The sequence below is a fragment of the Streptomyces sp. NPDC051567 genome (genome assembly GCF_044454165.1).
Taxonomy (GTDB): Bacteria; Actinomycetota; Actinomycetes; order Streptomycetales; family Streptomycetaceae; genus Streptomyces.
On sequence record NZ_JBITDK010000026.1, the window covers coordinates 71,947 to 98,470 of the forward strand.

At 69.6% G+C, this 26,524-nt stretch carries 23 protein-coding genes and 3 pseudogenes; 17 read left to right on the plus strand and 9 right to left on the minus strand.

Annotated features, from left to right (window positions below):
- The first annotated feature begins 821 nt into the window (after positions 1–821).
- On the plus strand, positions 822–1,319 hold the full coding sequence (locus ACIA5F_RS24470) for a transposase family protein (protein ID WP_399356386.1): 498 nt from the start codon (positions 822–824) through the stop codon (positions 1,317–1,319).
- Positions 1,320–1,638: 319 nt separating this feature from the next.
- Here the strand turns inward: ACIA5F_RS24470 and ACIA5F_RS24475 are convergent, their stop codons facing one another.
- Positions 1,639–1,968 (minus strand): hypothetical protein, encoded by a 330-nt coding sequence (locus ACIA5F_RS24475; RefSeq protein ID WP_399356388.1) that lies wholly within the window; start codon positions 1,966–1,968, stop codon positions 1,639–1,641.
- Positions 1,969–2,103: 135 nt separating this feature from the next.
- On the opposite strand from ACIA5F_RS24475, the pseudogene ACIA5F_RS24480 reads away from it, so the two are divergent.
- The 4 genes and pseudogenes from ACIA5F_RS24480 to ACIA5F_RS24495 all read left to right on the plus strand — a co-directional run.
- Positions 2,104–2,191: pseudogene (locus tag ACIA5F_RS24480) on the plus strand (XRE family transcriptional regulator); the annotation flags it as partial.
- 238 nt (positions 2,192–2,429) lie between these two features.
- Positions 2,430–4,385, plus strand: a complete 1,956-nt coding sequence (locus ACIA5F_RS24485) for a reprolysin-like metallopeptidase (RefSeq protein WP_399356390.1) — start codon at positions 2,430–2,432, stop codon at positions 4,383–4,385.
- Between the two features lie 321 nt (positions 4,386–4,706).
- Positions 4,707–4,841, plus strand: a complete 135-nt coding sequence (locus ACIA5F_RS24490) for a hypothetical protein (RefSeq protein ID WP_399356392.1) — start codon at positions 4,707–4,709, stop codon at positions 4,839–4,841.
- Positions 4,786–5,262, plus strand: coding sequence for a beta-ketoacyl synthase N-terminal-like domain-containing protein (locus ACIA5F_RS24495; protein WP_399356394.1), 477 nt, complete (start codon positions 4,786–4,788; stop codon positions 5,260–5,262). The genes ACIA5F_RS24490 and ACIA5F_RS24495 overlap by 56 nt, the downstream gene beginning before the upstream one ends.
- Before the next feature lie 206 nt (positions 5,263–5,468).
- Here ACIA5F_RS24495 and ACIA5F_RS24500 read toward each other — a convergent pair whose 3' ends face one another.
- Complete coding sequence (locus ACIA5F_RS24500) at positions 5,469–5,675, minus strand: hypothetical protein (RefSeq protein ID WP_399356396.1); 207 nt, start codon at positions 5,673–5,675, stop codon at positions 5,469–5,471.
- Between the two features lie 358 nt (positions 5,676–6,033).
- Between ACIA5F_RS24500 and ACIA5F_RS24505 the strand changes: the two genes are divergently transcribed.
- Together ACIA5F_RS24505 and ACIA5F_RS24510 are read left to right on the plus strand one after the other, a co-directional pair.
- On the plus strand, positions 6,034–6,534 hold the full coding sequence (locus ACIA5F_RS24505; protein WP_399356398.1) for a hypothetical protein: 501 nt from the start codon (positions 6,034–6,036) through the stop codon (positions 6,532–6,534).
- Between the two features lie 709 nt (positions 6,535–7,243).
- Positions 7,244–7,642: a hypothetical protein gene (locus ACIA5F_RS24510; protein ID WP_399356400.1), complete on the plus strand. Its 399-nt coding sequence runs from the start codon at positions 7,244–7,246 to the stop codon at positions 7,640–7,642.
- A gap of 1,436 nt (positions 7,643–9,078) precedes the next feature.
- Here the strand turns inward: ACIA5F_RS24510 and ACIA5F_RS24515 are convergent.
- From ACIA5F_RS24515 to ACIA5F_RS24530, 4 genes and pseudogenes are all read right to left on the minus strand, one after another.
- Positions 9,079–10,134 carry a hypothetical protein gene (locus ACIA5F_RS24515; protein WP_399356402.1) on the minus strand — a complete coding sequence of 352 codons (1,056 nt, stop codon included), beginning with the start codon at positions 10,132–10,134 and terminating at the stop codon, positions 9,079–9,081.
- A gap of 97 nt (positions 10,135–10,231) precedes the next feature.
- Positions 10,232–10,651: a transposase gene (locus ACIA5F_RS24520; protein ID WP_399356435.1), complete on the minus strand. Its 420-nt coding sequence runs from the start codon at positions 10,649–10,651 to the stop codon at positions 10,232–10,234.
- A 43-nt stretch (positions 10,652–10,694) separates the two neighbouring features.
- Positions 10,695–11,261 (minus strand): annotated as a pseudogene (locus ACIA5F_RS24525) (transposase); the annotation flags it as partial.
- Positions 11,258–11,509: a hypothetical protein gene (locus ACIA5F_RS24530; RefSeq protein ID WP_399356404.1), complete on the minus strand. Its 252-nt coding sequence runs from the start codon at positions 11,507–11,509 to the stop codon at positions 11,258–11,260. The gene ACIA5F_RS24530 and the pseudogene ACIA5F_RS24525, both read right to left, overlap by 4 nt.
- A 384-nt stretch (positions 11,510–11,893) precedes the next feature.
- Between ACIA5F_RS24530 and ACIA5F_RS24535 the strand changes: the two genes are divergently transcribed.
- The 5 genes and pseudogenes from ACIA5F_RS24535 to ACIA5F_RS24555 all read left to right on the plus strand — a co-directional run.
- Positions 11,894–12,136 carry a hypothetical protein gene (locus ACIA5F_RS24535; RefSeq protein ID WP_399356406.1) on the plus strand — a complete coding sequence of 81 codons (243 nt, stop codon included), beginning with the start codon at positions 11,894–11,896 and terminating at the stop codon, positions 12,134–12,136.
- Positions 12,133–12,417 (plus strand): hypothetical protein, encoded by a 285-nt coding sequence (locus ACIA5F_RS24540; RefSeq protein WP_399356408.1) that lies wholly within the window; start codon positions 12,133–12,135, stop codon positions 12,415–12,417. Before ACIA5F_RS24535 ends, ACIA5F_RS24540 begins: the two co-directional genes overlap by 4 nt.
- A gap of 1,235 nt (positions 12,418–13,652) precedes the next feature.
- The gene (locus ACIA5F_RS24545; RefSeq protein ID WP_399356409.1) at positions 13,653–14,462 is read left to right on the plus strand and encodes a hypothetical protein; all 810 of its coding nucleotides are present in this window, start codon (positions 13,653–13,655) and stop codon (positions 14,460–14,462) included.
- A 135-nt stretch (positions 14,463–14,597) separates the two neighbouring features.
- Complete coding sequence (locus tag ACIA5F_RS24550; RefSeq protein ID WP_399356411.1) at positions 14,598–14,876, plus strand: chitin binding peritrophin-A domain-containing protein; 279 nt, start codon at positions 14,598–14,600, stop codon at positions 14,874–14,876.
- Positions 14,877–15,046: 170 nt separating this feature from the next.
- A pseudogene (locus tag ACIA5F_RS24555) lies at positions 15,047–15,458 on the plus strand (leucine zipper domain-containing protein); the annotation flags it as partial.
- A gap of 49 nt (positions 15,459–15,507) precedes the next feature.
- Here the strand turns inward: ACIA5F_RS24555 and ACIA5F_RS24560 are convergent.
- Positions 15,508–16,500, minus strand: a complete 993-nt coding sequence (locus ACIA5F_RS24560; RefSeq protein WP_399356413.1) for a hypothetical protein — start codon at positions 16,498–16,500, stop codon at positions 15,508–15,510.
- A gap of 14 nt (positions 16,501–16,514) precedes the next feature.
- Here ACIA5F_RS24560 and ACIA5F_RS24565 point away from each other — a divergent pair, with 14 nt between their 5' ends.
- Together ACIA5F_RS24565 and ACIA5F_RS24570 are read left to right on the plus strand one after the other, a co-directional pair.
- Complete coding sequence (locus ACIA5F_RS24565; protein ID WP_399356415.1) at positions 16,515–20,300, plus strand: CDP-glycerol glycerophosphotransferase family protein; 3,786 nt, start codon at positions 16,515–16,517, stop codon at positions 20,298–20,300.
- A 73-nt stretch (positions 20,301–20,373) separates the two neighbouring features.
- On the plus strand, positions 20,374–21,837 hold the full coding sequence (locus tag ACIA5F_RS24570; RefSeq protein ID WP_399356417.1) for a hypothetical protein: 1,464 nt from the start codon (positions 20,374–20,376) through the stop codon (positions 21,835–21,837).
- 598 nt (positions 21,838–22,435) lie between these two features.
- Here ACIA5F_RS24570 and ACIA5F_RS24575 read toward each other — a convergent pair.
- Together ACIA5F_RS24575 and ACIA5F_RS24580 are read right to left on the minus strand one after the other, a co-directional pair.
- Positions 22,436–22,654 (minus strand): hypothetical protein, encoded by a 219-nt coding sequence (locus tag ACIA5F_RS24575; protein WP_399356419.1) that lies wholly within the window; start codon positions 22,652–22,654, stop codon positions 22,436–22,438.
- 201 nt (positions 22,655–22,855) lie between these two features.
- A complete protein-coding gene (locus ACIA5F_RS24580) occupies positions 22,856–23,686 on the minus strand; it encodes an IS5 family transposase (RefSeq protein WP_399356421.1) in 831 nt (276 codons plus the stop codon).
- 160 nt (positions 23,687–23,846) lie between these two features.
- Between ACIA5F_RS24580 and ACIA5F_RS24585 the strand changes: the two genes are divergently transcribed.
- From ACIA5F_RS24585 to ACIA5F_RS24595, 3 genes are all read left to right on the plus strand, one after another.
- A complete protein-coding gene (locus ACIA5F_RS24585; protein WP_399356423.1) occupies positions 23,847–24,992 on the plus strand; it encodes a Mu transposase C-terminal domain-containing protein in 1,146 nt (381 codons plus the stop codon).
- Positions 24,989–25,765, plus strand: coding sequence for an AAA family ATPase (locus tag ACIA5F_RS24590; protein WP_399356425.1), 777 nt, complete (start codon positions 24,989–24,991; stop codon positions 25,763–25,765). Before ACIA5F_RS24585 ends, ACIA5F_RS24590 begins: the two co-directional genes overlap by 4 nt.
- A gap of 219 nt (positions 25,766–25,984) precedes the next feature.
- A complete protein-coding gene (locus ACIA5F_RS24595) occupies positions 25,985–26,182 on the plus strand; it encodes a serine protease inhibitor (RefSeq protein WP_399356427.1) in 198 nt (65 codons plus the stop codon).
- Positions 26,183–26,524 lie beyond the last annotated feature (342 nt).

The window sequence follows — 26,524 nt, forward strand, 5'->3', positions numbered from 1 at the left end:
CGGAAACTGCCCGACGGCCGTTCACCACCCACCTGTGAGCGCTGACGCAGCCGCCCGAGTGGCTCTGCTGAACGGGCTCTGACAGCACCGGTGCTGGGGCGTAGCTGCCGGGGGTGCTCGGTGACCGGGGCTTTCAGGCGACTGAGGTCGCGTCCATGACGAGGACCACGCCCGCGCGCCCTCTCGATATCGAGGCGCTCTTCCCGGAACTGGCCGCCTTTCGGGGGAACGACAACTCGGCTCCATCCGCGGCCGGGCAGACCAGACCTTTCGGCCAGTTCCGTGGGCGGTCCTGTGCTGTGGCCGGTGTACGGCGAGGCACACGGCCGTGGGCGTGGTCGACACCCGGCTGACATCCGTCGCTATCGGCAGGTCCTGGCTCCGCATGGGCCCGCGAGCAGGCTTCCGGCCCGACGGACGAGGAACGGAAGCTTCTGGGCGAACCGCACCGGGAGCACCGGACCCCCGGGGCATCCGAGATCGACCCGCTGCCGATGAGCAGCCTCGCCCAGCTGTACCGGCGGGATGCGCCCGACCTGCCGGCGGAGCCGGGCGACAGCGATCTGCTTCAAGTGTTCTGGTGCCCCTTCAACGCGCACGGCACGGGCCGGTACGACCTGGAGATGCACCTGCGTCGGCGGCGGTCGTGGGGGGTTGGCAAGCGCCGAACGCGCCGCCGCAGCCGCTGGTCGTCGGGTCCGACGGCTTCGTGCCCGAGCTCTGTGTGCTGCACCCGGAGCAGGTGGTCACCTACCCGTTTACCGGCCTTCTGCCCGAGGAAGCTGAGCAGTCGGAGGAAGGTCGCCGAGCAGGGCGGGGAGGTGGTCCTGATCGACGGCACCCTCATCCGCACCAGGCACCGCACCGGCAAGGCCGACCGACGGAACTATTCCGGCAAGCACCACAGCCATGGCCTGCGTTTCCTCGCCCCGACCGACGAGAAGGGCCGCCTGATCTGGACATCCGCCGCCGGCCCGGCAGCACCCACGACAACACCGCCGCCCGCCACGACCACATCCTGGCCCACCTCCGCGCCGCCGGCCCCGGGGGCACTGGCCGACCTCGGCTTCCGCGGCCTGGACAACGACATCCACGACCCAGTGATCGTCACCGGCTGCACAGCCACCCGCACTCACAAGCTCACCCCCGGCCAGAAGACCGCCAACCGCGTCCTCGCCATCGGACGCACACCGGTCGAGCACGGCTTCTCCCACCTGAAGAACTGGCGGACCGTCACCAAACTGCGCACCGACCCCGCCCGCGCCACCCAACTCCTGCGGGCGCTGCTCGTTCCGACGAACCTCGAAGTCAACCACTGACAGACGATCTACGCCGCAGCCAGCTGCCCACGACCAGCGTGAGTACCCGTAGAGCCGGTCACACCATCCCTGTGACCAGCGACTACAAGTTGACGGAGGCTCACTCCCGGCTGGGCGCGGGGTGTCGTCCCCGCCCGCGCGGGGGTGGTCCTGACCAGTACCGGACGTGGATGCGCTGGCAGCAGTCGTCCCCGCGTTGCGGGGAGCACTGCCAACGGCGCGGTGAACTTGAGCCCCCGCCGCGGGCGTACCGGTTCTCGGCGGCATCATGAAGACCACGTCGAACGGCCTGGCCGGCGTAGACGATGCGGTAGGCCGTTTACGCGGCTTCGTGGCCGTCGAGCGGGACCAGTTCACCGTTCTCGTCCAGGGTGACGGCGCCGTTGCAGTCACCGGCGCGCAGCCGGGCGACCTCCGCGTCGGTCTCCTCGACGGCGCCGGGCACGGCCTCCAGGGCCCACCACGCCAACCGCGCCGTGCGCAGGTCTTCCGGGGCACCGGCGGTGTCCAGCTCGGCGAGTGCGGTGTCGAACTGCGCGCGGCGCTCCGCGGGAAGAGCGTTGCGGATGTCTGCGGCGGTGCTGGGCAGCATGACGGTCTCGCCGCGGACATGTGCCGACCAGGGTTCAGTGGGTGGGGTCCTGCTCATCGCCCGGGCCCTTCCCTCACATGGTGTGCCGTCCAGCCCACGGTACGCCGCGCGGGCGGTGCACCGGCACGGCGCGCGCGGCTCGGCCTCGCGCCCCCGGAGGGGAGATGGGCGTTCTGGGCTGGTGGTGGGGTCCGGTTCGGGTTCACGGCCGTCACCGGTACCTCGGACGACGGGCGGATACGCCGTATCACCCAGCACCTCCCGCCCGCCTACGCCGCCGGTGTCCTCGCAGCGCAGGTTCTACTTCAAGGACGGCGGGAGCCGCGCGGCCGGCGGGGGGCCGGCACCGATGCTCGGCCGCTTGACCGTTCAGTCGAGGTCTCCCATTGCGGCCGAACGAGCGATATGTCGTACCGCTTGGCACGGCGCACCCTCTGACGCCGTGCGGCACGGGCTAGACAGAAGGCCGGCGCCGGCCTCTGGAAGGGGCCGGATTTCTCGGACGACGGAGATGGCACATGGGGTTGCTCGGATCAGACGGCAGGCAGATGGTGCGGCGCTCCCGCGCAGCGGCGGGCTTGGCGGTGCTGCTGACGCTGGCAGCGGCGCTGCCCACGGCAACGGCAACGGCGACGGCGACGGGAGCCGGCGACGCGAACAGTACCGGCCGCTCGGGGACCGGGGTGCTGCCCGGGCTGGTGCGGTCCGGGGATCTCGCATGGTCGGCTGATTCCTTTGCAGGGCTGTGCCGCACCCGGCAGGGGGCCGCGGCGGACCGGCGCACCCTGCCGCTGCTGCACGGTGTCTCCGTGGACGTGGTGGCGGACACGATCTCGCAGGACGGCGACGGCACGCTGCTCTGGTCAGGGCATGTCTACGGCAAGCCCGATCGGTCGGTCACCCTTGCGGTGAACGGTGCGTGCGGCTCTGGCGCGCGCGCGGTCGCAGGGTTCGTGGCGGCCGGTCGGCTGCGGTACGCGATCGAGCCCGGAAGCCACGGCACCACGGTACGGGAGTTCGACACCGTCGCCGAGGCGCCGTTGGCGCGCGACAGCCTCAGGCTCCCGGAGCGCCCCGGCTTCACCCCGGGCGCCCAGGCACGGGCTGTGGTGACCGATCCGGTCGTCACCGTGCTGATCGGCTACACCCCGGCCACGGTCAAGGCGACCGACGGTGGTGCCGCCGCGCTGGATCTGCGGGTCAAGGCCACCGTCGCGGCGGTCAACCAGGCTTTCGCGGACAGCCAGGTCAAGGCACGTCTGAAGCTGCTGGGCACGTTCACCACGGATGCCTGGTCCGGCGAGGTGAGTGACACCGGCGGCATGGCTGCCGCGCTGGGCGACCCCAACGACAAGCGTTACAGCAGTACTTGGGCGACAGGCGTGCGCAAGACGCGCGACCAGAAGGGTGCGGACCTGGTCCATGTCCTGACCGCGTTCACCCCACAGGCCGGGACCACCTACACGGTCGGCACGGGCTCGACTCCCTCGCTGCCGCGGATGCTGCCCGCCGAGGACGCGAAGTACAGCTCGGACGGCGCCGCGTTCGGAGCGCAGCAGGCGAACACCCTCAGCCCGTACCACCTGGCCCACGAGATCGGGCACAACTTCGGCCTGAACCACGACTACGTGACCGACCCGATCGACCCGGCCGACAAGGACTACCACAGCAGCAACTTCAACCCGTACTACCCGGACAACCATGGATTTCTGCCGGCGGCGCGGGACTGGACGGACATCATGGGGTACCCGTCCTCCTGTGCGGACCCCAATACGTGTGAGGCCAAGCTGTGGTACTCCAACCCGCGGCAGGACTTCGACGGCAGACCGCGCGGTGTCGCGCTGGGCGATCCGATGCCCGCCGACTGCGTCCGGGTCATGAACCTCACTGCCCCGGTGCTCGCGCAGTACCGCGCGGTTCCCGGTCAGAGCGCTCCAGCCCGCTATGCGCTGACCGCGGTCGCCGACTCCGGCCAGGGCGGTTCGGTCGACGTCCCGGCCACCGGGCTCTACGACAAGGGCGACCAGGTCACCGCCACCGCCCGTCCCGATGACGGCTACAAACTCGACAAGTGGGCCATCGACGGCGTGACCCAGCCTGGCCGCAACAACCAGATCACGGTCACCATGAACGACAACCACTTCGTGACCGCGACCTACATCAAGGACACCGACGCCTACAGCGCTGGCGTCCCGGCGCAGGTCGACCGGATCGACCCGGCACAGGCTTCCGCAGCTGGCGGTGTGACCGCGACGATCCACGGATCAGCGCTGACCGGCACCTCCGCTGTCTACGTGGGCACGCCGACCCCGGGCGGATTCTCGGGCCGTCCAGCCGGCGATGTGACGGTGGTCGACGACAACACGGTCCGGTTCACCGTGCCGGCCTGGCCGGGACCCGCACAGGTGACCGTCGCGCTGGTCAGTGGCGCCGGCGTGATCTCCCCCGGCATCGCCTTCACCTACACACCCTGAACCGACGGCGACCACAGCCTGACCAGGCACCGGAGCAACCTCTCCGTGCTCATGGCACTGGCTCCCGACCGCAGTCGCTGACCGGCTCCACCGGGCGAACGTCCGACCCGTGCGAGGGGCAACGTCGCACACACCGCACCATGCTCACTTTAAGTCGCCATTGGCATGCTCGAAGTGAGCGACGATGGTAGTCGATCGGGGGGTGCGCCATGAGGGGAGACGTGGGTGTCGTGGTGACGGGCCTGGGAGCGGTTACGCCGCTGGGCCTGGGCGTACCCGGCCACTTGAGAGGCCGTGCCGGCCGGCGTGTCGGGGGCGGCTGTGCTTGATCAGCCCTGGGCGCGGGCGCTGCCGGTGCGGATCGCCGCGACGGTCACCGCGCAGCTGGTGCCGCCCTGCGGTGAGCGGCGTCATCTGGACCGCAGCGCGCAGTTCGCACTGGTCGCCCGCCCGTGAGGCCTGGAGTGACGCCGGCTTCACCGGGACGGCCGACGCCGACCCGGCCCTGGACGCGCACCGGGTCGCGGTGGTCCTCGGGTGTGGCAGGGGAGGGCCGGGGACCGCTCTGAGCCAGGCCGAGGTCCTCGACAGCAAGGGAGCGCGGAAGATCAGCCCGTTCGCCGTGACGATGCTGATGCCCAACGGACCGGCCGCCCACGTGGGCCTGGAGATCGGTGCGCGCGCAGGCGTGCACGCCGTGGTCAGCGCGTGCGCATCCGGGGCCGAGGCGGTCGGCACGAGGCCCCAGGCGATAACGCCCGGGGCCTCGTGGCGCACTTCGCTTGACCGTCGGGTTCAACGACCCGCCGTGGCCGGTGTCACGGCCCGGCGTAGGTGCGGCGGGCCGGAGCGAGGCCCGGTCCCGAAGGCACGGTGAGCACAGCGGGCCCGGCTGCCATCCAGGCCGGGCCCGCAGCCGTCCCGGCCCCGCGTTGTCGGGGGGTGGCTGCTCGGGTGAACGGAGACGAGCACCCCGCTGCGCGGGCCATCCACCTGCGGCGGTTCGCAGGCCGGGACGGAAGGGCTGTGCGTGTCTCGTCTCCTGGCGGGGGTGTCCGGTCCCGGCCAACGGCTGTCGGCGGTCTACCGGGTGGTGGGGCGGGGGCGGGCCCGGTTGCCGGGTGCGGGGCGGGGCGGGATGAGGCCGGGGTGGGCGAGGTCCTGGAGGCCGCCGACGGGCAGCAGCCCGGGCTCGCCGGTCACCTTCAACGCCAGGACTCCCGGCTCGTCCTGCCACACGATCCGCCGCACGCTGCTGGCACGGACCAGCGTCTGCCCGGCACGCACCACGCATCGCTCTTCGCCACCCCGGCCACCCCTTCTCTCCACCTGGCTTCCTGCCAGCATGCCCGCACAGCACACCCCGCGCGGGCTGGATGCCCGAACAAGCCTCCTGCGTGTAGCGGCTGGCGGTGATGCAGGCCGGGGTCCTGCGGCGCACCGGCCCGCGCACGGCGGCGGGCCGCACAGAAGTGTCCGTGCGGCCCGCCGTTGTCTGCCCCAGAGGTTCAGCGGCTGAGGCGGATGTGCGGTCCCCACGCGTATTCGAGGTCGTCCATAGAGCCACCAAGGACTTCGCCGTCCAGGGCAGCAAGGTGACGTCGGTCGGCATCACCAGGTAGCCGGAACTCGTCCTATGATTTCGCGGATGAATGAAGAAGGTGGCTCGATGCGCATATGCATGGTGATCCGTTCCGCAGTGGCCGTTGCCACAGCGGGTGTCCTGCTGTCCGGGTGCGGCGCCTCCCGACAGGAGATGCTGGACACGTTCGGGCTGCAGCTGCCGGCCTGCGAGACCGAGAACCTGCGCTTCTCCGGTTCCAAGATGTTCGGACCGCAGATGACACTGAGCTTCACCGCGCCGAAGTCCTGTGCGGACAAGTACCTCACGGACCACGGCGTCAAGCTCGCGCACTCCACACGGTGGCCGTACGGCGAGACCATCGTCGACGGGAAGGTCAGGCCGCAGGCCAGGACGCCGTTCCCGGAGGGGACCATGGACGAGCTCGGGCTGAAGGTGAAGCCCGGGCGCTCTTACCCCATGTACACGGCCTTCACCACGCCCAAGGACCCCACCTTCGACCTGCTGGTCGACGAACAGGGTGACCGGGTGAACGTGTACCTGGTGTCCGTGGTCCTCCCCGACTAGACATCGGTCGTTCCTTCTCACCCCGAGCCGGGGAGTCGCGGTACGCCACGGCCCCCGGCTCTTCGTGCATGCGCCGTCAGGCCCGGGGCAGCAGGCGGAGGACGTCGTCGAGGACGCCCGGGGGGCAATTTCTGTCCGTCCCGGCAGACGCGCTCCCTCTCCGCGCCTGCCAGAACCCCCTCGCCCTACACCGCAAACCGTCACCGTCCGGTTGGCTTCGCAGCAGGAACTCGATGGGATGCCGGATCGGATAGCTTCTCCTCATCCGACGCGACAGGACGGGATATGACTGCCCGTCGCTCCGCGTCCTTACCGGAGGGGAAACTGGCCGCGTCCTACTTCGCGAGTGACGAACCTCGTCCCGCCCCGTTCAACGCCGACGACCTGAAGCCGGAGCATGCCAAGGCGCTCGGCCGGTCCACAGTTCCGTCAGAACCTGTTCTCAAGCCTTCAGGATCGATGCGCTCGGTAGCCTGATACCAGGTGAGGGAAGGGGTGAGTTGACAGTCGTCAACGTGAGAATGATCAAGGTTCTCCGGCCCGCCGCCGACTCCGGGGCCACCCATCGAAGGCATCCCAGGGGTTCCGTTCGCCGGACGGTCGTCGTGGTGCTCTGTATGAAGGACAAGCTCAGCCTCTGGGAGGACATCACCCCCGTAATATGGCATGGTGTAATTAAATGAATACACAACGCAATCGGGGAGTCGTCGTGAAACTCGCCCGGATCACCGCGGCCACTGTGGCCGCCTGCGTCGCAGTCGCCGTGTTCGCCACGCCCGCCATGGCCACCACCTCGATCTCCTACGTCAGCGCCACGGCCTCCAGCGGCAACGTGATCGTCAACGTCAACTACACCTGCACCACCGGCATCGCCGTCCTCCTGGTGGATGTGCTCAACCAGGACCCCCTCAACGGCAACCCGCTGGCCGGTGCCGGTTCCTTGACCCCGACCTGTGACAACACCCAGCACAATGCCAATGTCACCGTCGTCCCGGTCGCCGGTTCCTACGCATCGGGCCAGACTCCGTTCACCGTGATCGGCGACCTGCTCGACGTCGACTCGGTCTCCGACGCCGAATTCACCCAGACTAACGTCACTCTGAGCTGACACCCGGGCGCGGACAGTGGCGTGTGTCGAGCCTCTCAGCTTCGAGCCAGCCATTGCATGCCGGTGGTTGTCTGATGGACGGCGGGGTGGTGACCGGCCGGCAGGGTGCAGATCCGGGGCCCCCGTCGAAGGGGGGCATTGCAGGTGTTGAGCGGCGCTGGTCCATGCTCCCGGCGCGGATGGCTCTGCTTCTGGCGACCCATGACGGCCTCTCCCCCGACGCGATGCCATCCCGCCGTAGCGGTGAGGACGGGCGCCAGGAGCACGGCGAGGTCGGGTACCACCAGGACGAGCGACGGTACCGGGCAGCACCGGTCACATGATCGCTGCCCGCGCCCAGATCGTGGGCACCCGGGTCTCGGTGGTCAGGGTGGGGGCCAGCAGCACAGGGGAGGGTGCGCTCCTGATCCTCGTCGTGCCTGGCTGTTCCCGCTGGTGGGAGCCGTGTGGGGCCGGGGTGTACAGGGTCGGGGTGTTCCTGTCATCGTTTGACCCGCGCGGGAGCGGGTCGGGTTCAGGCCGAGGTAGCGGGGGTGGGCGAGTTCGTCGGGCTGAGGGTTGGTGTCGGCCTGTTTCCCGGGGTCGTCTGCCGGTACCCGGTACCGGGGTGGCTCTGTTCACGTCGCGGACTCGTGAACAAAGCCACCGGGGGGTGCTGGGGTGTGCTGTTGCACGCCCTGGCGGTGGTGGGTCTTCTCCGGGTGGTGTCAGGTGTTCTGGCAGTTGTGGAGGGTGCCGCCGGTGGCGTGGCAGGTGTTGGTGCCCGCGTTGCCGTCGAGGGTGCCGGCGTTGCTGGTGCCGGCAGGGCCGGGGGTGCCGGGTGTGCCGCCGAGTTGGCCGGGGCCGGTGAGTGCGGGGCCGCCGGGGCCTGGGGTGGCGGTGAGGGTGTCGTCGCCGTCACCGCCGTTGAGGGTGCCGGTGGTGGTGTTGCCGGTGCCACCCGTACCCCGGTGGCCCCGGCGCCCCCGGTTCCGCCGCCCGCGTACCCGCCACCTCCGCCGTTTCCGCCGGTCGCGGTGAGGGTGTCGTCGTTGTCGTCGCCGTTGATGGTGCCGGTGTTCGCGGCGCCGCCGGTCCCGCCCGCTCCGCCGGTAGCATCGACCACCTCCGCATCCAGCCCGTGGACGAGGCGACCACCACCCTTGTGCACCGAACTGGGCTGAGCACCAAGACGGGTGCTTGGTGAGAAGCTGTTGTTCGTCCGAAGGCCACCCTCCTCGGCGGGAGAGCCGGTCGGCGAAGCCGTGGGTGTCAGAAACGGCACGGTGATTACCACGGGCGGGCACAGCAGAGGTGATGGAGGCGGTGAGCGGTCGGGGTCCGGTTTCCTGCCCACTCCGCCATCCCGCCGAGATGGCCGGTATGGGCCTGCCCCCGATGCCGCGGTGCGGGATCGGGGGCAGGCCAGGGAACGGCTCTCCCGGGCGCTGTGGGGGTCAGGGGAGTTCGTTGACGCAGGAGTTGAGGACGTTGTCGATGACGGAGGGGTCCTGGGTGGAGGAGTATCCGGGCTTGGACTCGGACGCGACTGCCGGGCCGCAGACCATGCCGCTGGGGCCGCCGCGCACCGCGGTGAGCGCGAGATCGTACACCTGCTCCAATCCGGCCGGCAGGGGCAGGGTCCGGCGGCATTCCACCACCTGGGGAATCAGCGGGTCGTTGTCGTCCAGGAGCAGCGTGCATCCGAGCGGCAGAGGGACGTCGGCGAAGTTGACGAAGAACGGCGTTGCGAAGACGAGACGGACCGGATCGACAGTGGCGGAGGGGCCCTCGTTGCCAATGGTGAACTGCTTCAGCGTGGTCTTGCCCGGCGCCAGGGCGGGTGTGGTGAAGGCGAGGTACACGTTGGATACCCGCCCGGTCACCGCGGGAGGCTTGGGCTGGCGGATTCCGGCGTCGGGAACGTTGACGTTGTCACTGAAGTTGCTCTCGGGGTCCACTGTGATGTCCGGTGAGACGATCGCGTCACCGTACGACGTGCCGGCCAGGTTGGTGGGCGTGGCGCTCAGGTTGAAGATGACCGTGAAGGTTTCACCGGGCTCCAGGCCTGCGGGAACCGTGCACTCGGCGATCTGCGGGACCAGTGGGTCCGGGTTCTCCAGCCGCCGCACGCAGCCGGACGGCACAGAGGCGAAGTTAATGTAGACCGGCGTGACATAGATCAGGCGGGAGGCCGCCTTGGTGGCGCGGGTGCCCAGATTGCTGACGGTGAACTCCTGCTGTCCGGTACCTCCGGGAGCGATCACCACGTTCGTCACGTCAAGGGCCAGATCCACCGTCCCCTCGGCACGGGCCGCCGGGGCGGGCGCGGCGGCCACCGCCCCGGTGCAGGCAACGAGGACCATGGCCCAGATTGCGGCTCGCGGGCATCGGGATCGGTACCGGTTCATGCCGTGCTCCATCCAGTGGTCGTCCAGAGGTTCTGCCCATTCTCCACGGCCCGATACGATCCCGCCAATATAGAAGGCTCCATTCAGCGCAAGGGCATCCACCGTCCGAGGAAGTGGCACATCCTGCTTACGGGGGTCTATCACGAATCAGGTGTGGTTCGTCTATTTGTCCTACAGGTTTTTTGTTGGACTGTTCGTCCTATATCTGATTGGCGGTAAGGTGGCCGTCGAAGAGGACGACGAATTCGTTGAGGGCGGCTTTCCAGCGGTTGTTCCAGCGCTGGCGGCCCCGGCCGGTGGGATCGAGTGTCAGGGTGGCGAGGTGGAGACGCTTGACGGCTGCGGTCTCGTGCGGGAAGTGTCCGCAGGCCTGTGCCGCCCGCCGGTAGCGCGCGTTGAGACTCTCGATCGCGTTGGTCGTGTTTTTAACGACCTGGCGCATCGCAGGCGGCAGAGAAAGGAACGGGACAAACTCGTTCCAGGACCGTTCCCGGATCGCGCTGATCGAGGGGTACCGGCTGTCCCACTTCTCCCTGAATTCGGACAGCCGGCACCGGGCCTGCGTTTCGTCGACGGCCGTGTAAACCGGCTTGATGTCCCGGGGCGATCTCAGCGGTATCCCGCCGCGATGCGTAGCGCATGCTGTTCCGGATCAGGTGAACCACGCATGTCTGCACGACGGTTTGAGGCCAGATCGCACTGACGGCCTCAGGCAGCGCGGTCAGGCCGTCACAGACCAGCATGAGGACGTCTTTCACGCCGCGATTCCGGATCTCCGTCAGCACGGCCTGCCGGTACTTGGCGCCCTCGCCGCCCTGCCCGGTCCACAGTCCCAGGATTTCCCGGTAGCCGTCCGCAGTGACCGCGGACGCGACGTAGACGGGTCGGTTGGCGACCCGACCATCCCGGATCCGCACGTGGACCGCGTCGATGAACACCACCGGATACACCGAACCGAGAGGACGAGCACGCCATTCCGCCATCGATTCCAGCGCCTTGTCCGGAATCGTGGAGACCGTTTTCTTTGACGTGGTCATCCCGTAGACCTAGGCGAGGTGGGCGACGATCTCCCCGGACGTCAGCCCTTTCCCGGTGAGCAAGAGAACCATTTCGTCGAGGGCGCCGGTCCGCCGGACGTATTTCGGCAGGAGTCCGGGACGGAAGGTGCCGAGCTGGTCACGCGGCACGTTCACCACGACCGGACCGACCTCGGTCATCAACTTCTTCATCCGGTATCCGTTGCGCGTATTGCCGTCCGAACGTGACCCCTGGCCGCCGCGAACTGATTCATCGGCCAGCTACAGGTCCATCTCCGCCTGAGCGCGGCCTGCATGAGGTGCTGCGCGAGCTCGGGGAAAATTCCGCCCTCGCCCATCAGACGGAGACCGCCGGCAGCAGTCTTCTCCGCAGCGAGCACGGCCAGTTCCTCCAGCAATTCGAGCGACAGACCATTCTCGGATACCGGAATCGACTTCACACCAGAACCCCTCAGCGGCCGAATCCGCCCTCGCAAGCGACACGCCGCTCGCCATCCCGATCGTGTGACCCGTCGTCGTACCCATCAGATGACTCCTTCGAGGAAGGAACCTACCTACAGTAGTACGTACTGGAGCAGTACGGGCTGACTGACCTCGAAGGTCCCGGCATTTTCGGTGGGCCGGACGGGTGTTATCCGGGAGCGGTTATCCATGGGTATTGAGGGGTCTGGTGCGGGGGCCCGGCGGCGTGAGCGGCTGATGTCCGCGCCACGCGTGCGGCGGGTGATCTGTCGTTCAACGACGCGGAGCTGGAGGTCGTGCGGCTGGCCGCGGGGCGGGAGGGGATGTCGCCCGCGTCGTGGGTGGGCCGTCAGGTGATGGCGGTGGCGCAGCACGTGCTGGTGCCGGTGTCCCGGGACGCCGGGGATGTGCTGAGGGAGCTGGTCCAGGCCTGGGTCCATCTGCGGGAGACCGTCGCCGCGCTCCGCGCCCTGACCGCCACCGGCCCGCCTGTGACCGGCCTCCCCGGGACGGCCGCGACCGTCGTGGAAGCGGCGTTGGCGGCGGTGGCCCGGGTGGACGCGACGACGTGCCCGGTGATGCGGGAGAGGCGCCCACGGCCATGATGCCGAAGAAGGCGGAGAGCGGGGCGACGACGATCGACCTCCTGGACTACCTCTTCGGTCCGGGCGAGCGCGATGAGCACGTCGACCCCCACCTCGTCGCCGGCTGGGACCCTGATCTACTGTGCCCCGGCCCGTACCCGGACCGCATGTCGCTCGCCGATCTGGCGCTCCTCCTCGATGCCCCGGTGGAAGCACTGCGCGGCCCGAAGCCGGAAGAGCACGTGTGGCACGTCTCGGTCCGCAACGCGCCCGGCGATCGGCTGCTGTCGGACGCGGAATAGGCGCAGGTCGCCGCCGCCATGGTGCACGCCGCGGGCATCGCCGAACACGGCGACGAACAGGCCTGCCGGTGGATCGCGGTGTGGCACGCGGACGACCACATCCACATCGCGGCGACCCTGGCCCGCCAGGACGGCCGGTACCCCCGGCTGCGCGGGGACATCCCCGCGATGCACACCGTCGCCCGCGTCTTCGAAGCTCGCTGGGGCCTCACCCCGATGTCCCCGCTCGACCGGACCGCGCGCCGCCGCCCGGTCACCGGCGAGGCCGAGAAAGCCGCCCGCCGAGGCCTCGCGGAGACTGCCCGGTCTGGTTCGCCGGTTCCACGCTCGCCTACGACCTGTCCCCGCCCCGCGTCCGCGAGCGCTTCACCCCCGTTGTCACTCCGGCGGACTGGGCGCTGGCCGGACACCGGATCCGGGAAGCGTCCGCCCTGCTGGGCGGCGCCGGGCAGGAAGAGGGCGCAGGCGATGTCGCCGCTCTCGGCGACCTCCTGGCGGTGGCCGCCGCACACTCCCCGGCCCTCGTCCGGACGCGGGTGCAGGCCGCGGCCGACGCCTTCGAGCAGGCCGCCCGCGCCCCCGGCGCCCGCTCCCTTGAGGCCGCGCCCGCGCCGGATGGCGGGCTTCGACCCGGGCGCTGGAGCGGGCCCCCGCGCCGCGCGCGGGGGCGGTGCCGCGGTCGTCCTCACCCTGCTGATCGCGCTCGTGGAGGCGGTAGAGGCCGCCGCCGACTGGCACCGGGCACAGGCCTTCCGTGCGCAGGCGAAAGCCGCCTCCCAGGCGACTGTCCTGCTGCGGGAAGCGTCCGGTCTGCCCGGCGCCCCGCCACCGACGACGAAGCCGCGCACCGGTCGAGCGGTGCGCACCGCGGGCCGTGGCCTGCCGCCCACCACACCCGTTACCGGTGCACCGGCCCGCCCGGACCCTGGCTGGCCAGGCCCCGCCCGCACACGCTGACCCACACCCGAGGGAGCTTCCTGCCGATGACGTACCCGCCCCAGCCCGAGCCGTTCGCCGAATCCCTCGGGGAAGCGGCGCAGACCGCCGCGATGGCCTACCGGCTGGTGATGACCATCACCGACGCCGTCCGCCGCGCCACCCAAAACGCCTCACCGGAAACTCGGCGAGGACGCTGGGCTGATGCAGGGAGCAGACTGGCCGGTGCTGGCCCGCCAGCTCGTCGGCCTCCAGCAGGCCGGAGCCGATCTGGGGGTGTTCCTGCCGCAGATGGGCGCATGACCGCCGGAGTCCACCAGGCCGTCGCCGCGAACATCGCGCGGACGAAGGCGGAGGGCACCGACCGGTGGGCCGGCCTCCTCAAGGCGACGATGCCGGAAGGCCTGGTGCGCGACGCGATCCCCTCCCCCCCGGCCTGGCCGGACATCGCGGCCGCGATGGGCCGGCTCGACGCCCGCGGCGTCGATGTCGCCCGCATCCTCCTCGACGCGCACGCTGCCGGAGCCGGAGCCGGAGCCGGGGTCGACCAGGCCGTCACCGCCGTCACCACCGCAGCCGCGACCGCAGCCGCGACCACGGCGCCCGCTCCTGCCCCGGCGCCGACCGCCGCCCCCGCTCGGGCTTCGGCCGATGCCCGTGTCCCCGCCCCCGCTCCTGGTACCGCGCCCACCTCCGTCCCCGCTGCGGGCGCCGCTCCCGCACCTGCTGCGGCGGCGCCGGTACGGGAGGCCGTCGACCCGTGGGCGCCGCCCGCCAGCGTGGACGCGAAGCGTTCCTGGGGCCCGCTGACCGAGGGGCTGAACGTGCCCCGGGACCTGGACCTCGGCGACCGGGCGAAGGCGCTGGAGCAGCTGGGGGTGAACCGGCTCGCGCACGTCGCGATCGTCGGAGCCGTCAAGGACGTGTTGCCCGAGACGCAGGCGGGCCTCCTGGTCGGCTCCCGCCAGTGGCCCCTGCTGGCCCACCGCATGGACCGGATCGCGACCACGGCGGCACCGGCCTTCTCGCCGCGCATCTGGCCCGCCCCGCGGTCTCGGTACGCGGGGCGGGCTGCCGAAGTGCCTGTTTCCGGTGTCAAGTGGTGCTGAGAGGGTGAGGTGGGTGAGCTGTTCGGTCCACTGGCCTGGCGTTTCACAGGCGGGTTCCGGTGTGGTGGAGGGGAGCCGCTGTGTGCCTGCCGTAAGGGGTAGGTGCCGGTGTCTGTCTGAGAGGTGGTTGCCCGAATGCTGCTACGTCTGTTCCCGAAGCTGGCCGCGGTGTCTGCTGTCACGTTTCTGGTCGGCGGGGCTGTGGTCCCGCTCGCTCACGCTTCCCCAGCGGTCCCGGTTGTCCGGGCGGCGCCGGTGGGAGAGTGCGTCTCTTTGGGTCAGGTGCTCTTGGACGACACAGATCCGCAGATCTTCTACGTCTGCGGATCAGATGGAGTGCTGACCCAGTTCATTTGTCCTCTGGATCTCGTCTTCGACGAGTCGATTGAGGCCTGTGGCCCGCGCTTGCCCTGAGAGAACCGGGCGATGCGCACTCCCGTTGACGTGGGTGGGTGGCGCTAGGTGTTCTGTCCCGGGGGGTTGTGGACGGTGATGGTGATCACTGCTGGGTGATCTTGAATGAGTGAGGGCCTTCCGGGTTCGGTGTGGATTGCGACATCACCACCGACCAGCAGAAGGCCTTCATGCCCCACCATAATGCACCCCTGACCGGGACCGGACGTCTGCGGCTGGCCCGCTGTGGTCGAGGACGGCTGGCCGCTGCGCCGGGCCGCCGAACGTTTCCAGGTCTCGCCCACCACGGCCCAGCGGTGGGCAGGCCGCTATCGCGGGCTGGGCGAGGCCGGCATGTCGGACCGGTCCTCCCGCCCGCACACCAGTCCCCGGCGGACCCCGACACGCACCGAGCGGCGGATCATCAGGGTCCGCGTCCTGCGCCGCTGGGGCCCGGCCCGTATCGCCTACCTGCTGCGACTCAATCCCGCGACCGTGCACCGTGTCCTGACCCGCTACCGGCTGGCCCGTCTGTCCCACCTGGACCGGGTGACCGGCCGCAGGATCCGCCGCTACGAACACGACACCCCCGGCGACCTGGTCCCGCGTGCATGGCTGCGGCCCCGGGGCCGGGCTGGCCCGGTCTGTGTGGTCAGTTCTGGCAGTTGAGGATGGTGCCGCCGGTTACATGGCAGGTGTTGGTGCCCGCGTTGCCGTCGACGGTACCCGCGTTGCTGGGTCCGGTAGGGCCGGGGCTGCCGGGGGTGCCTGGCTCGCCGGGGCCGGGCCAGCCGCCTGGGCCGCCGGGTCCGCCTGGGCCGCCGGTGGCGGTGATGGTGTCGTCGCCGTCACCGCCGTTCAGGGTGGCGCCTGCGGCGTTGCCGGTGCCTCCGGTGCCGCCCGTTCCGCCGTTGTCTCCGGTAAGGCCGTTCGCGAAGCCGCCGCTTCCGCCGGCGCCTGCGTTGCCGCCGGTGGTGGTGATGGTGTCCATGCCTGCGCCGCCTCGGATGGTGCCGCTGCTGCCGATGCCACCCGTTCCTCCGGTCCCGCCCGGGGTGGAGTCAGTGATGTTATGGGGGTCGGTGTGCCCATCCCCTCCGTTGCCTCCACGCCCTCCGGTGGTGGTGATGGTGTCGGCGTCGTCGCCGCCGTAGAGGGTGCCGGTGTTCCCGGTGGCCCCCGTCCCGGCGGTGTCGGTGTTGGTGGCGCGGAGGGTGTCGGTGCCCGCGTCGCCGTTGACGGTGCCCGCGTTGCCGGGGGCGGCGTTGCGGCCGGTGGCGGTGATCGTGTCGTCGCCGTCTCCGGCGTCCACGGATCCCGTGGACGTGATACCGGCCCCGGCGTGGTTCGCCCCGACGGTAATCCTGTCGGCGCTCACGAAGTTGCGGGACTCGGTGGTGATGCGGTCGTTGCCGGCACCGCCGAAGAGGGTGCCGGCCGTGCCGTTTCCGCTGGCTTTGTCACCGTAGCCGCCGGTGGCGGTGATGGTGTCGGTTCCGGTGCCGCCGTCGACGCTGCCGCCGGCGCCCACGCCGGGACCGCCGGGCCCGGCGCTCTCACGTCCCACGGTGCTGCCGGCGCCGCCGGTGACCTGGAGGGTGTCGGTGCCCGGTCCAGGCCGCGGGCCGCTGTCGCATGGTTTCATCGGAGGAGCATGTGTTGTCGGCAAGGCCCCGCCTGAGTATCGTCGTCCCGTTCATGGACGTCGAGGAGTACCTGGACGAGTGTCTGGAGTCGATCGCACGGCAGACCTTCGGCGATCTCGAGGTCATTCTCGTCGATGACGGCTCGACTGACTCCTCGACCCGCATAGCCGCGGGCTTCTGTGCACGTGACCCCCGCTTCCGTCTGATGCGCCAGGAGTCGCAGGGCCCCGGTCACGCCCGCAACACCGGTATACGCGCGGCCCACCCGGAGGCGGAGTTCCTGGCCTTCGTCGACGGCGACGACGTCATACCCGAGTACGCCTACGAGATCCTCGTGCGCCGGCTCGAAGGCTCCGAGTCCGATTTCGTCTCGGGCAATGTGCAGATGATGAACTCCACCAAGAAGTGGCAGTCCCCCCTCCACAAGACCGCGATGGCGAAGGAACGCCGCCACACCCACATCACGCGCTTCGAGGCGCTCATCTACGACCGCACGGTGTGGAACAAGGTATTTCGCCGGTCCTTCTGGGACTACCACTTCATGGAGTTCCCCGAAGGTGTCCTTTATGAGGACTCCTGGGTTAATATGGTCGCCCACTTCCGTGCGGCCAAAGTGGACGTCATCACCGAGTTCGTCTACTTCTGGCGGCGCCGTGACGGCGCCTCCGCCCCCTCCATCACACAGCGCCACACCGAGCTGAGCAACCTCCGCGACCGCGTCGCCGCCGTGCAGTCCGTCAGCCGCTTCCTCGGCGCCCACCGGTCGCGCGCCTATGCCGGGCACAAGCGCAAGTACGACGTCGCCTGCCTCAAGTCGGACCTCATGCTGCACCTGAAGGTGCTGCCCGACGCGGACGAGGAGTACCAGAACGCCTTCATGGAGTGGGCCAACGAGTTCCTCGACCAGGCCGACGAGGACATCCTCGACGAACTCCCCGCCGACGCGCGCGTGAAGTGGCACCTGGTGCGGTCCGGCAAGTTCGAAGAGCTCCTCGAGGTCATCGAGTTCGAGCGCAAGGGCGGCCCGATCCCCGTGCGCCGCCGCTTCCACCGCTACCTGAACTACCCGCACTTCGGCGACCGCGAACTCGGCCTGGACAAGAAGACGTACCGCCTCGACAAGGAGCTGTCCCTGCACGGCCAGGTAGCCGACATCGCGTGGGACGAGGATGAGGCCCTGCACATCAGGGGAGCGGCGTACATCCGCTTCATCAACGTGCACAAGCGCCGGATGTCGATGAAGGCCATTGCGCTGCGCAACAAGACGCAGGACCGGATGCTGGTCAACGCGGCGAAGACCACCTACTTCCCGCAGGCCACCGAGCAGTCCGGCCAGAACCGCTACTGCTACGACTGGTCCGGCTTCGAGACCAGGATCGACGTCGCGCGCCTCAAGCAGAAGGGCAAGTGGGTCGAGGGCACCTGGGAGGTCGCCGCGGGCGTGCTCAGCCGCGGTCTCTTCCGCTACAAGGGGCTCTCGCGCGGCAGCGCCGGAAGCGCCGCTTCCCCGCCGTACATCTACGTGGACAAGAAGACCCGCGTCGTACCGCTCTTCCTGCAGGGCAGCCTGAAGCTGCGCGTGGAGATCGTCCGGTGCCGGATCACCCGCCACCGGATCGTCGGCAACCAGCTCGAACTGGGCGGCGTGTACCTGGGCGCGACGGTCCCGGAGTGGGGGAAGTTCCGGGTCCGCAGCCTCGCCGGCGCCGCCCAGCACGACTCCTGGGTCCACTTCAGCGAGGGTGGAGAGGGCTGGAGCACCTTCGTGACCCGCATCCCGCTGGCCAACCTCGTGCCCGGTTCGCGTTCCGAAGCAGGCGCCGGCGCCCCCGCGTCGTGGAACATGGGCAGCAACGGGTGGAAGACCACACTGCACGTGGAGGGCCGCAAGGCACCCCTGTACCCCGTGATGGCCGAGGGCACCCCCGACGGCCACTACCGCATGCCCCCGGACCTCCAGGACACGAACGGCGACCGCGAGGCCGTCGTCCACCGCAACGGTTCGGGATACCTCGTGGTCTTCGAGCGCGCGACCCTCGCGATGGCGACCCGCCTGAACTGGCGGGAGGAGGACGGAACCCTGGAGATCGAGGGCCACTACGGGGCCGTCGACCGCCTCTCCTCCTTCGACTACACCGCCTCCCACCTGGTCGTACGGGCCCGTGGCGGCGGAGCCGAACGCGCCTTCCCGATCGCCTGGTCGGGCGGGTCCTTCCGCGCGGAGGTGCGTCCCGCCGAGGTCCGCACCCTCGCCGGAACCGTTCCGCTCGCCTCCGGCCGCTGGGACTTCTTCCTGCGCACCCAGGACCCCTCCTCGGTCGCCCCGGAGGACCGCCGCGAGGACCGGATGATCAAGCTGGAGCAGGACCTGGTCCGGGCGCTCCCCGGCTTGCTGGAAGACCCCGCCGGACGCCGGTACGAGGTCCAGGCCGAGTCCTACGACCGGCTCTCCCTCCTCGTGCACTCCGCGATGCCCGACAGCGCTCGCGGCCCCTACCGGCAGAAGCTGCTGCGCACCGAGACGTACACTGCGGCCCGGCGCGAGCCGGTCGTCCCCGCGGTGCTCTTCGACGCCTTCAAGGGCACGCAGTACTCGGACAGCCCGCGCGCGCTGCACGAGGAACTCGTCCGCCGCGGTACACCGCTGGAGCACCTGTGGGTGGTCAAGGACGACCAGGTCGACGTGCCCTCCACGGCCCGTGCCGTGCGCCTGTGGTCGCAGGAGTGGTACGAGGCGCTGGCCCGGGCCAAGTACGTCGTCGCCAACAACCACCTTCCCGACTGGTTCCTGAAGCGGCCCGGGCAGACGGTCGTCCAGACCTGGCACGGCACGCCGCTCAAGAAGATCGGGCACGACATCGAAGCCGTGCACTTCGCCGACCAGCGCTACCTGGAGCGCGTGGAGAAGGAGGTGCAGAACTGGGACATCCTGGTGTCCCCGAACAGCTTCTCCACCCCGATCCTCCAGCGCGCCTTCGGCTTCACCGGTGAGATGCTCGCCTGCGGCTACCCCCGCAACGACATCCTGCGCCGCCCCGGCAACCAGGGCAGGGCGCAGGCCATCCGCCGGAGCATCGGCCTGCCGCCCGGCAAGAAGGTCGTCATGTACGCTCCCACCTGGCGCGACGACCAGTTCTACGCGCCCGGCAAGTACAAGTTCGACTTCAGGATCGACCTGGACGACGCCCGCGCACGGCTGGGCGCCGACCACGTGCTCATGGTCCGCCGCCACCCGAACGTCGTGGACCCGGTCCCCGGGGCGGGCGACGGGTTCGTCTTCGACGTGTCCGACTACCCCGACATGGCAGAGCTGTCGCTCATCACCGACGTGATGATCACCGACTACTCCTCGCTGATGTTCGACTTCGCCAACACGGGGCGTCCGATCCTGTTCTTCACCTATGACCTGGAGCACTACCGCGACACCCTGCGCGGCTTCTACTTCGACTTCGAGCAGAACGCCCCGGGGCCACTGCTCTTCGATTCCACGCAGCTGATCTCCGCGATCAGGCACGCCGATCAGGTCCGGTCCAACTACGACGGGCACTACCGGCGATTCCAGCAGGACTTCTGCGACCTCGACGACGGGTTCGCCGCCGCGCGGCTGGCCGACCGGCTGCTCGTCGTGGGCGGTGACCTCGACGAAAGCCGGGCGACCGCCCCGGCGCCGGGCACGGGCGGTATGCACGGGCCGGCCGTTGTCAGGCCCCCGACCCTCACGGAGTTCCCAAGGCAGCGTCATCCCCACGAAGCCGACCACGAAGCCGGCATCGACGTGCCGGCCCGGCCCGGGCGCTAGTGCTGTGACCGGGAAGGTTCACCGCACCAGGTCCTCAAGGTTCCCATCGACCTCGACAGGAGTGGATTCCCCCATGTCCAAGGCAGCAGCAAACAGCCGTCAGATACACACCGGAGTCGACGCTTCTGGTGAGGTACCGATCGAGTACCGCTTCACCCACGCGAGGAACGGCAACGGGCACCTCCTCGTGGTGTTCGCCAATCTCACGGCACCGGGGGAGTACGGCTGGGCGAATGGAGTCCTCGACAAGGTCCGGTCGAACATCCTGTGGATCCGCGACCTGTTCGACGGCCAGAACAGCTACTACCTGTGCAAGAACATGGACTTCGCGCTGGAGAGGTCCGTGGCCGGGCTCATCTCGCGCGTGCTGGACTCGCTGGGGCTCACCCCCGACGCCTGCACCCTGTTCGGCAGTTCCAAGGGGGGGTCGGCCGCGCTCTACTTCGGGTTGCGGTACGGCTTCGGAAACATCGTGGCCTCCGTTCCGCAGTTCCAGATCGGCAGCTACGTGCAGGCGGACATGCCCGGGGCCGCGAAGCTCATGATGGGCGAGGTGACGGACGAGAAGGTCCGCGCCCTCGATACGGTCCTGCCCGACCTGGTCCGGCGCAGCCCGAACCGGGGGGCCAACATCTACCTGGTCACCTCGCCCCAGGACGAGCAGTACCGTACCCAGGTCGAGCCCTTCATCCCCCTTTTCCACGGGTACCAGAACTTCAACGTCGTCTTCAACGACTCCAGCCAGATCACCGGCCACGGCAAGGTGACCCTCCGTAACCTCCCCACCCTCATGGGGCTGGTCAACATGCTGGTGGACGGCATCGCCCCGCGCCTGGGCATGGTGCGTACCGGGGGCGAGCAGCCCAGCCGCGACACGTCGGCCATCGAGGCCTACCTGACGGCCACCTCACAGCTGAAGCGGACGGAGGAGTTCCTGCCTCCGGTCGTCCTGAGCCCGGCCCCCGAAGAACTGGTGTCCGACGGCATGATCCGTGTGACGGGAGCCGCGCCGGGCGCCGTGCGGGTGAGCTTCTGGGAGAGCGGCAGGTACCTGGCGTCGACGCCGGTGGCACCCGACGGCAGTTGGACGTGGGACCCGCCCGCGCTGGGCAAGGGGCGGCACGCCGTCCGGCTCTTCAGCGTGGACGCAGCCAACTTCCAGTCCGAGCGCAGTGAGATGGTCTTCACCGTCGTGGACCGGCACCTGGCTCCCGTGAACCGGCCGGCGCAGCCGCTGCCCCCCGTGCTGGTTTCCCCGGGGCTCCACGGCTACCTCGGTCCCGCGGTGCAGTTCACTGGCTTCGCCCCGGGCGCCGTACAGGTCGTTCTCCGGCAGCGGGGCACCGTGCTCGGCGACTGCCCGGTAGCCCACGACGGCGGCTGGTTCTGGGACGCGGGCTGGGCCTGGCCCGAGGGCCCGCACGCGGTCGAGGTGGTCGCGCTGGACGCGAACGGATCCGAATCGGCACCCGCCGTGGCCTCGTTCACCGTGCACAGTGTGTACGCCGCCCCGATGGGCCCCGGGGGCCACGCCTGATCGCGCGCTGGTGTCCTGCGCCAGTAGCGGTTCGTCAGTGGTCGTGTGACTTCTGCCGCTGGTGTGTCAGTTCCTCGTCGGGGCCCGAAGCTGGTGCCGTTGCTGCTGGACGATGAGGAACGCGCGGTGCTCGAACGGTGGACCGGGCCTGGGCAAGCCGGGCTTGCCCCGTCCGACGTGGGGTGGGCGTTGGTGCTCTCCCGTACACGGCGCCGGTGGGTGGCGGTAGCGCTTGCTGTGATGTGCGGGGTTGGTGTCATCGGTGTGCTGGCAGTGATGGGCTGTCAGGCAAGCGTGTTTGTGCTGGTCGTGTGACGAGGAGCTTGGTTCGTCACTGACATGGGGGTGGTGTTCGGGGTGGCTGTCACTGTCATGGGGCGGTACACCCCCAGCGCCCTGACTGTCATGGGATCGGTACTTCTTGTCCATGGTGGGATCGCAGGCAGGGAGGCTTGGGGTCTTGTGGAGGGCCTGGTCTGTTGTGGGGTGCGCGGTGGTGGGGGAGCGGGACGGTTTGCCTGAGAGGGCGATATGTGAGCTGATGTCCGGTTCGTGATTAGGGCTGTGAGGTTCGCTGGTCGGGGGTCCGCGATGGGGGTTATGGGCGGGGCTGGGTGAACAGGCCGGGTTCGGTCTCGGTGAGGATGCCTCTGCTGACCAGGCGTTTCAGCTTGGAGCGGATGCCCTCGGTGTTCTTCGGGACGATCGGCAGGTCGAGGGCCTGGCAGAGGTCTCGGGCCCGCATCGGGCGGTCGGCGTCGGTGAAGACGGTGAGGATCTGCTGGTAGGCGGGGTGCTCGGGGACCTCGGGCGGCACGGCGCGCCTCGGTGGCGGGCGGCTCGGGGAGGGCGAGGAGGGTCTTGCGGGTGGTCCGCAGGTTCTCGATCTCCGCGTCGAGTCCGTGGAGCCGTGTGGTCAGTTCCTCGATCTGGGCCCGGGCCTGCTCGGCCTGGGCCGTCACTTCCTGTTCGTGCGCGTCGACACGGTCCAGGACCGCCTTGACCTGCGGGTTATCGGTCATGCGTCGCGCCAGGCGGGGGTGGTGGTGCCGGTCAGCCGGCGCGCTATCACCGCGGTCATCGCCCAGTACACGCGCGACTCGGAGCTGGCGGGGCGGTGTTCGTAGTCGCGTACCAAGCGCCGCTGCAGGTTCAGGGTGCCCAGGGTCTGCTCCACCACCCACCGTTTCGGCTGGGGCACGAAGCCCGTGCCGGCCGGGTTCCGCTCGACGATTTCCACATCGATGCCGAGCGAGGCGCCGTGCGAGACGACCGTGGTCTTGAAGCCCTGGTCGACCAGGGCCTTGCGGACGGTGTCCGACTGCGCGGCGACCCGGTCCAGCAGCGCGGTGCCCGCGGTGTTGTCGTGAACCGAGGCGGCCAGCACGATCACGACGATGACCAGACCCAGTACATCCACGGCCAGGCCCCGCTTGCGGCCCGGCACCTTCTTCGCCGCGTCCTTCCCGGTCGTGGTAGCCGGCACCCCGGCGGCCGCGCGGACGCTCTGGGTGTCCAGGACGACCAGGCTCGGGTCGGCCTCCCGCCCCCGACTCTCCCGCACCTGCCAGCGCAGCAGGTCATGGATGGTCTGATCGGTGCCGTCGTCACGCCACTTCGCGAAGTAGTAGTACACCGCGCCGCGCGGCGGCAGGTCGTGCGGGAGGTAGTCCCACTGGCAGCCGGTCCGGCTCTGGTACAGGAGCACGTTCACGATCTCCCGCATCTCGTACCGGCCCGTATGCCCGCTGACCGACCGGTGCCCGGCCTTCCACGCCGCGATCACCGGCTCGATCAACGCCCACTGCCCATCCGATAAGTCACTCCGGTACGGCTTGCGTCCACTCACCCGGCCACCCCAACACGACCAAGCCGCCTGACCAGGCCAGACGCCGCAGAGCCACACGATCAGGCGACCACGAACCGGACATCAGCTCACGTATCGCCCTCTGACCGCGGGCGAGCGCGCGGGTCTGGCCCGGGGGCCGGAGGCGGCTCGGGCTCATGATGTGTTCGGGCGGCGCCCGAGGCTGTGGCGGAACCACACGTGGGAGGCCGATCACGTCCAGGCGCCGCTCCTGGTCGACGCGGACGGGGAGCTGGTGCGCCCGTGGGTGACGTGGTTCATCGATGTCGCGACGAAGGCCATCACCGGTACCGCGGTCACCCCCGGTCATCCGTCCCGGGCCTCGATCCTGGCGGCCCTGCGTGCCGCCGTGCTGCGCACCGGACCGTACGGGCCAGTGGGCGGCATCCCGGAGCACGTGCGCGTCGACCGCGGCCGGGACTTTCTGTCCAAGACAGTCCTGGGCGCCTTCACCGACATGGATACCAAGTTCGAGGATCTGCCCGCATACAGCCCTCATCTGAAGGGGACGGTGGAGAACCTCAACCGGTGTGCCGACCGCATGCTCTTCGCTGTCCTGCCCGGCTACACCCTCACCCCCAAGCCCCGGCGCGCCAAGAAGAAGCCCGACCTCGACGAGCTCCCGCCCCTGGCCTTCGAAGAATTCACCACCGAGGTCCTGGACTGGGCGCGGTGGTGGAACACCGAGCACCACTCCGCAGACCTGGCAGGCCTCAGTCCCCTCGAGGCCTGGCAGGCCGACCCCACGCCCCTCTCGGACATCCCCGAGGCCGCCTTGTGGAGGCTGATGCTGGAGGACGACGGCCGGGTGCGGAAGCTGAGCAGCCACGGGGTGCGCTGGCGCGGCCGGGACTACGTCGGTGCGTGGATGGCCGGCCAGGCAGGCCGCACTGTCCGTATCAGGCACATGCCCCACCACGATCACGAGATCGAGGTCTGCGACCCGGCCGGCCGCCACCTGGGCACCGCCCACCTCGCCGACGCCGCGACTCCCGAACAGCTCGACGATCTGCGCCGCACCCGCACCGTGCGGGCCCGCCGCCTGCGCGAGGAGACGAAGAAGGCCGAGGCCCTGCGCCGGCAGCGCTTCGCTCCAGCCACTACTCCCACGCCCGCGCAGCGCCTGGGCGCCGTCACGGCAGCCGAAGCCGATCAGGAACTCGCCGCGGCATCCGACAGCGACATGGCCGCTTTGGCCCTGCCAGACCTCATCCCTCACGCCCCGCCCCCCGACGACTGGAACACCCCAGCCTCCCTGTGTCCTGCCACCCGGGAAGAGAAGCGATGACGAGCCAGCTGCCGCCTCAGGAGACCGATCACTACACCCAGCTCGCGGACGCCGCGGTCGTCACGACCCGGGCGCTCCTGGCGGCCCGGGAGAACATCACCGACACGATCGACGCCAGGGCGATGATGTGCCTCCACGGCCCAGCCGGCGTCGGTAAGACGCTCGCCGCGAACGTCTGCCTGCGCGAGCTCGAGCAGATCCGGGGCGAGGAGGTCTGCCGGATCGCCTTCCGCGCCCGCCCCACCGCCCGCGCCGTGCGCCACGAACTCTTCGCTGCGCTCGGTCTGCCGGGCGAACCTCCGCGTCACCCGTCCGAGTTCGACCGGCTGCTCCTGGACTCGCTGGCAGCCCAGCCGCGTACGCTCGTCGTCGACGAAGCACAGTGGCTGAATCGAGAGACGTTCGAATATTTCAGATACATCTGGGATCACCCGTACTCGCAGATCGCGATCATCTTCGCCGGCGGCGAGGGAGCGCACACGGTATTGCGGAAGGAGCCGATGCTCTCCTCCCGCATCTTCATCTGGCAGCACGTCACCAAGCTCACTCTGAAGGAAGTTCAGCAGGTCATCCCGCTCTACCACCCCGTCTGGGCACGGACCGATCCCGTGGACATCGCCTTCGCCGATCGCCACGCGGCTCATGGCAACTTCCGTAACTGGGCCCGGCTAACAGCCCATACCCTGACCGCCCTCGAACGGACAGGCCGCGACCACCCTGACCAGGAGGTGCTGCGCTGGGCGTTCAGCAGACTGGGTACCTCGCGGGGCTGACGACAGATCGCTGCGGCCGTCGCCGGTTAGTCGATCTGGTGGAACATGATCTTTCCAGAGTCTAGCTGAATTAAAAATTGAAGCACTCACCTGTAGTCTGGTAACCGCGGGAGCCCTAGGGCCTGCTTTGCAGGCTTGCCTTGGTGGAGCGCAGCGGAACCAGTGGGTGGCCTGTAGCGTCGGTCAGGACTTGAAGCGACCACCAGTCTGGAGGGGACGTTGGACGCGAAGAGTGAGTGGCCGGAGCTGATGGGGAGGCCGGTGGAGGAGGCCCGCGAGCAGACCTGTGGGGAGTCCCCGGAGGTTGTGGTCCATGTGGTGCCTGAGGGCAGCATGGTGACGATGGACTTTAACGAGGAGCGGGTGAGACTCTTCGTGAAGGACGGCAAGGTGGTCAGGGAACCCAGGCGCGGGTAGCGTCTCTTACTGCCAGCCAGGCCTGCGGAGCAGGCCCGGGGTGGGGGAGCGGAGCGGACCCGCCCAACGGGCCGAAGGCCCGGACCCCGTGAAACGGGGTCACCTCCCGTGCGGAGCACGGGAGCTCTTGAGCCGGCGGAGCCGGCCCGCTCTGGTGGAGCGCAGCGGAACCAGAGCCAGTCCGAAGCGAAGCGCAGGACTCCCGGCCGAAGGCCGGCCCCTGCTCGGCGAAGCCGAGCCCTGCCGAGCGAAGCGCAGGAGCAGGCGCCGAAGGCGCCTCGGCCGAGCGCAGCGAGGCCGTTCAGTCCTGAGCGCGCAGCGCTCAGGTACCCGCTCCGCGGG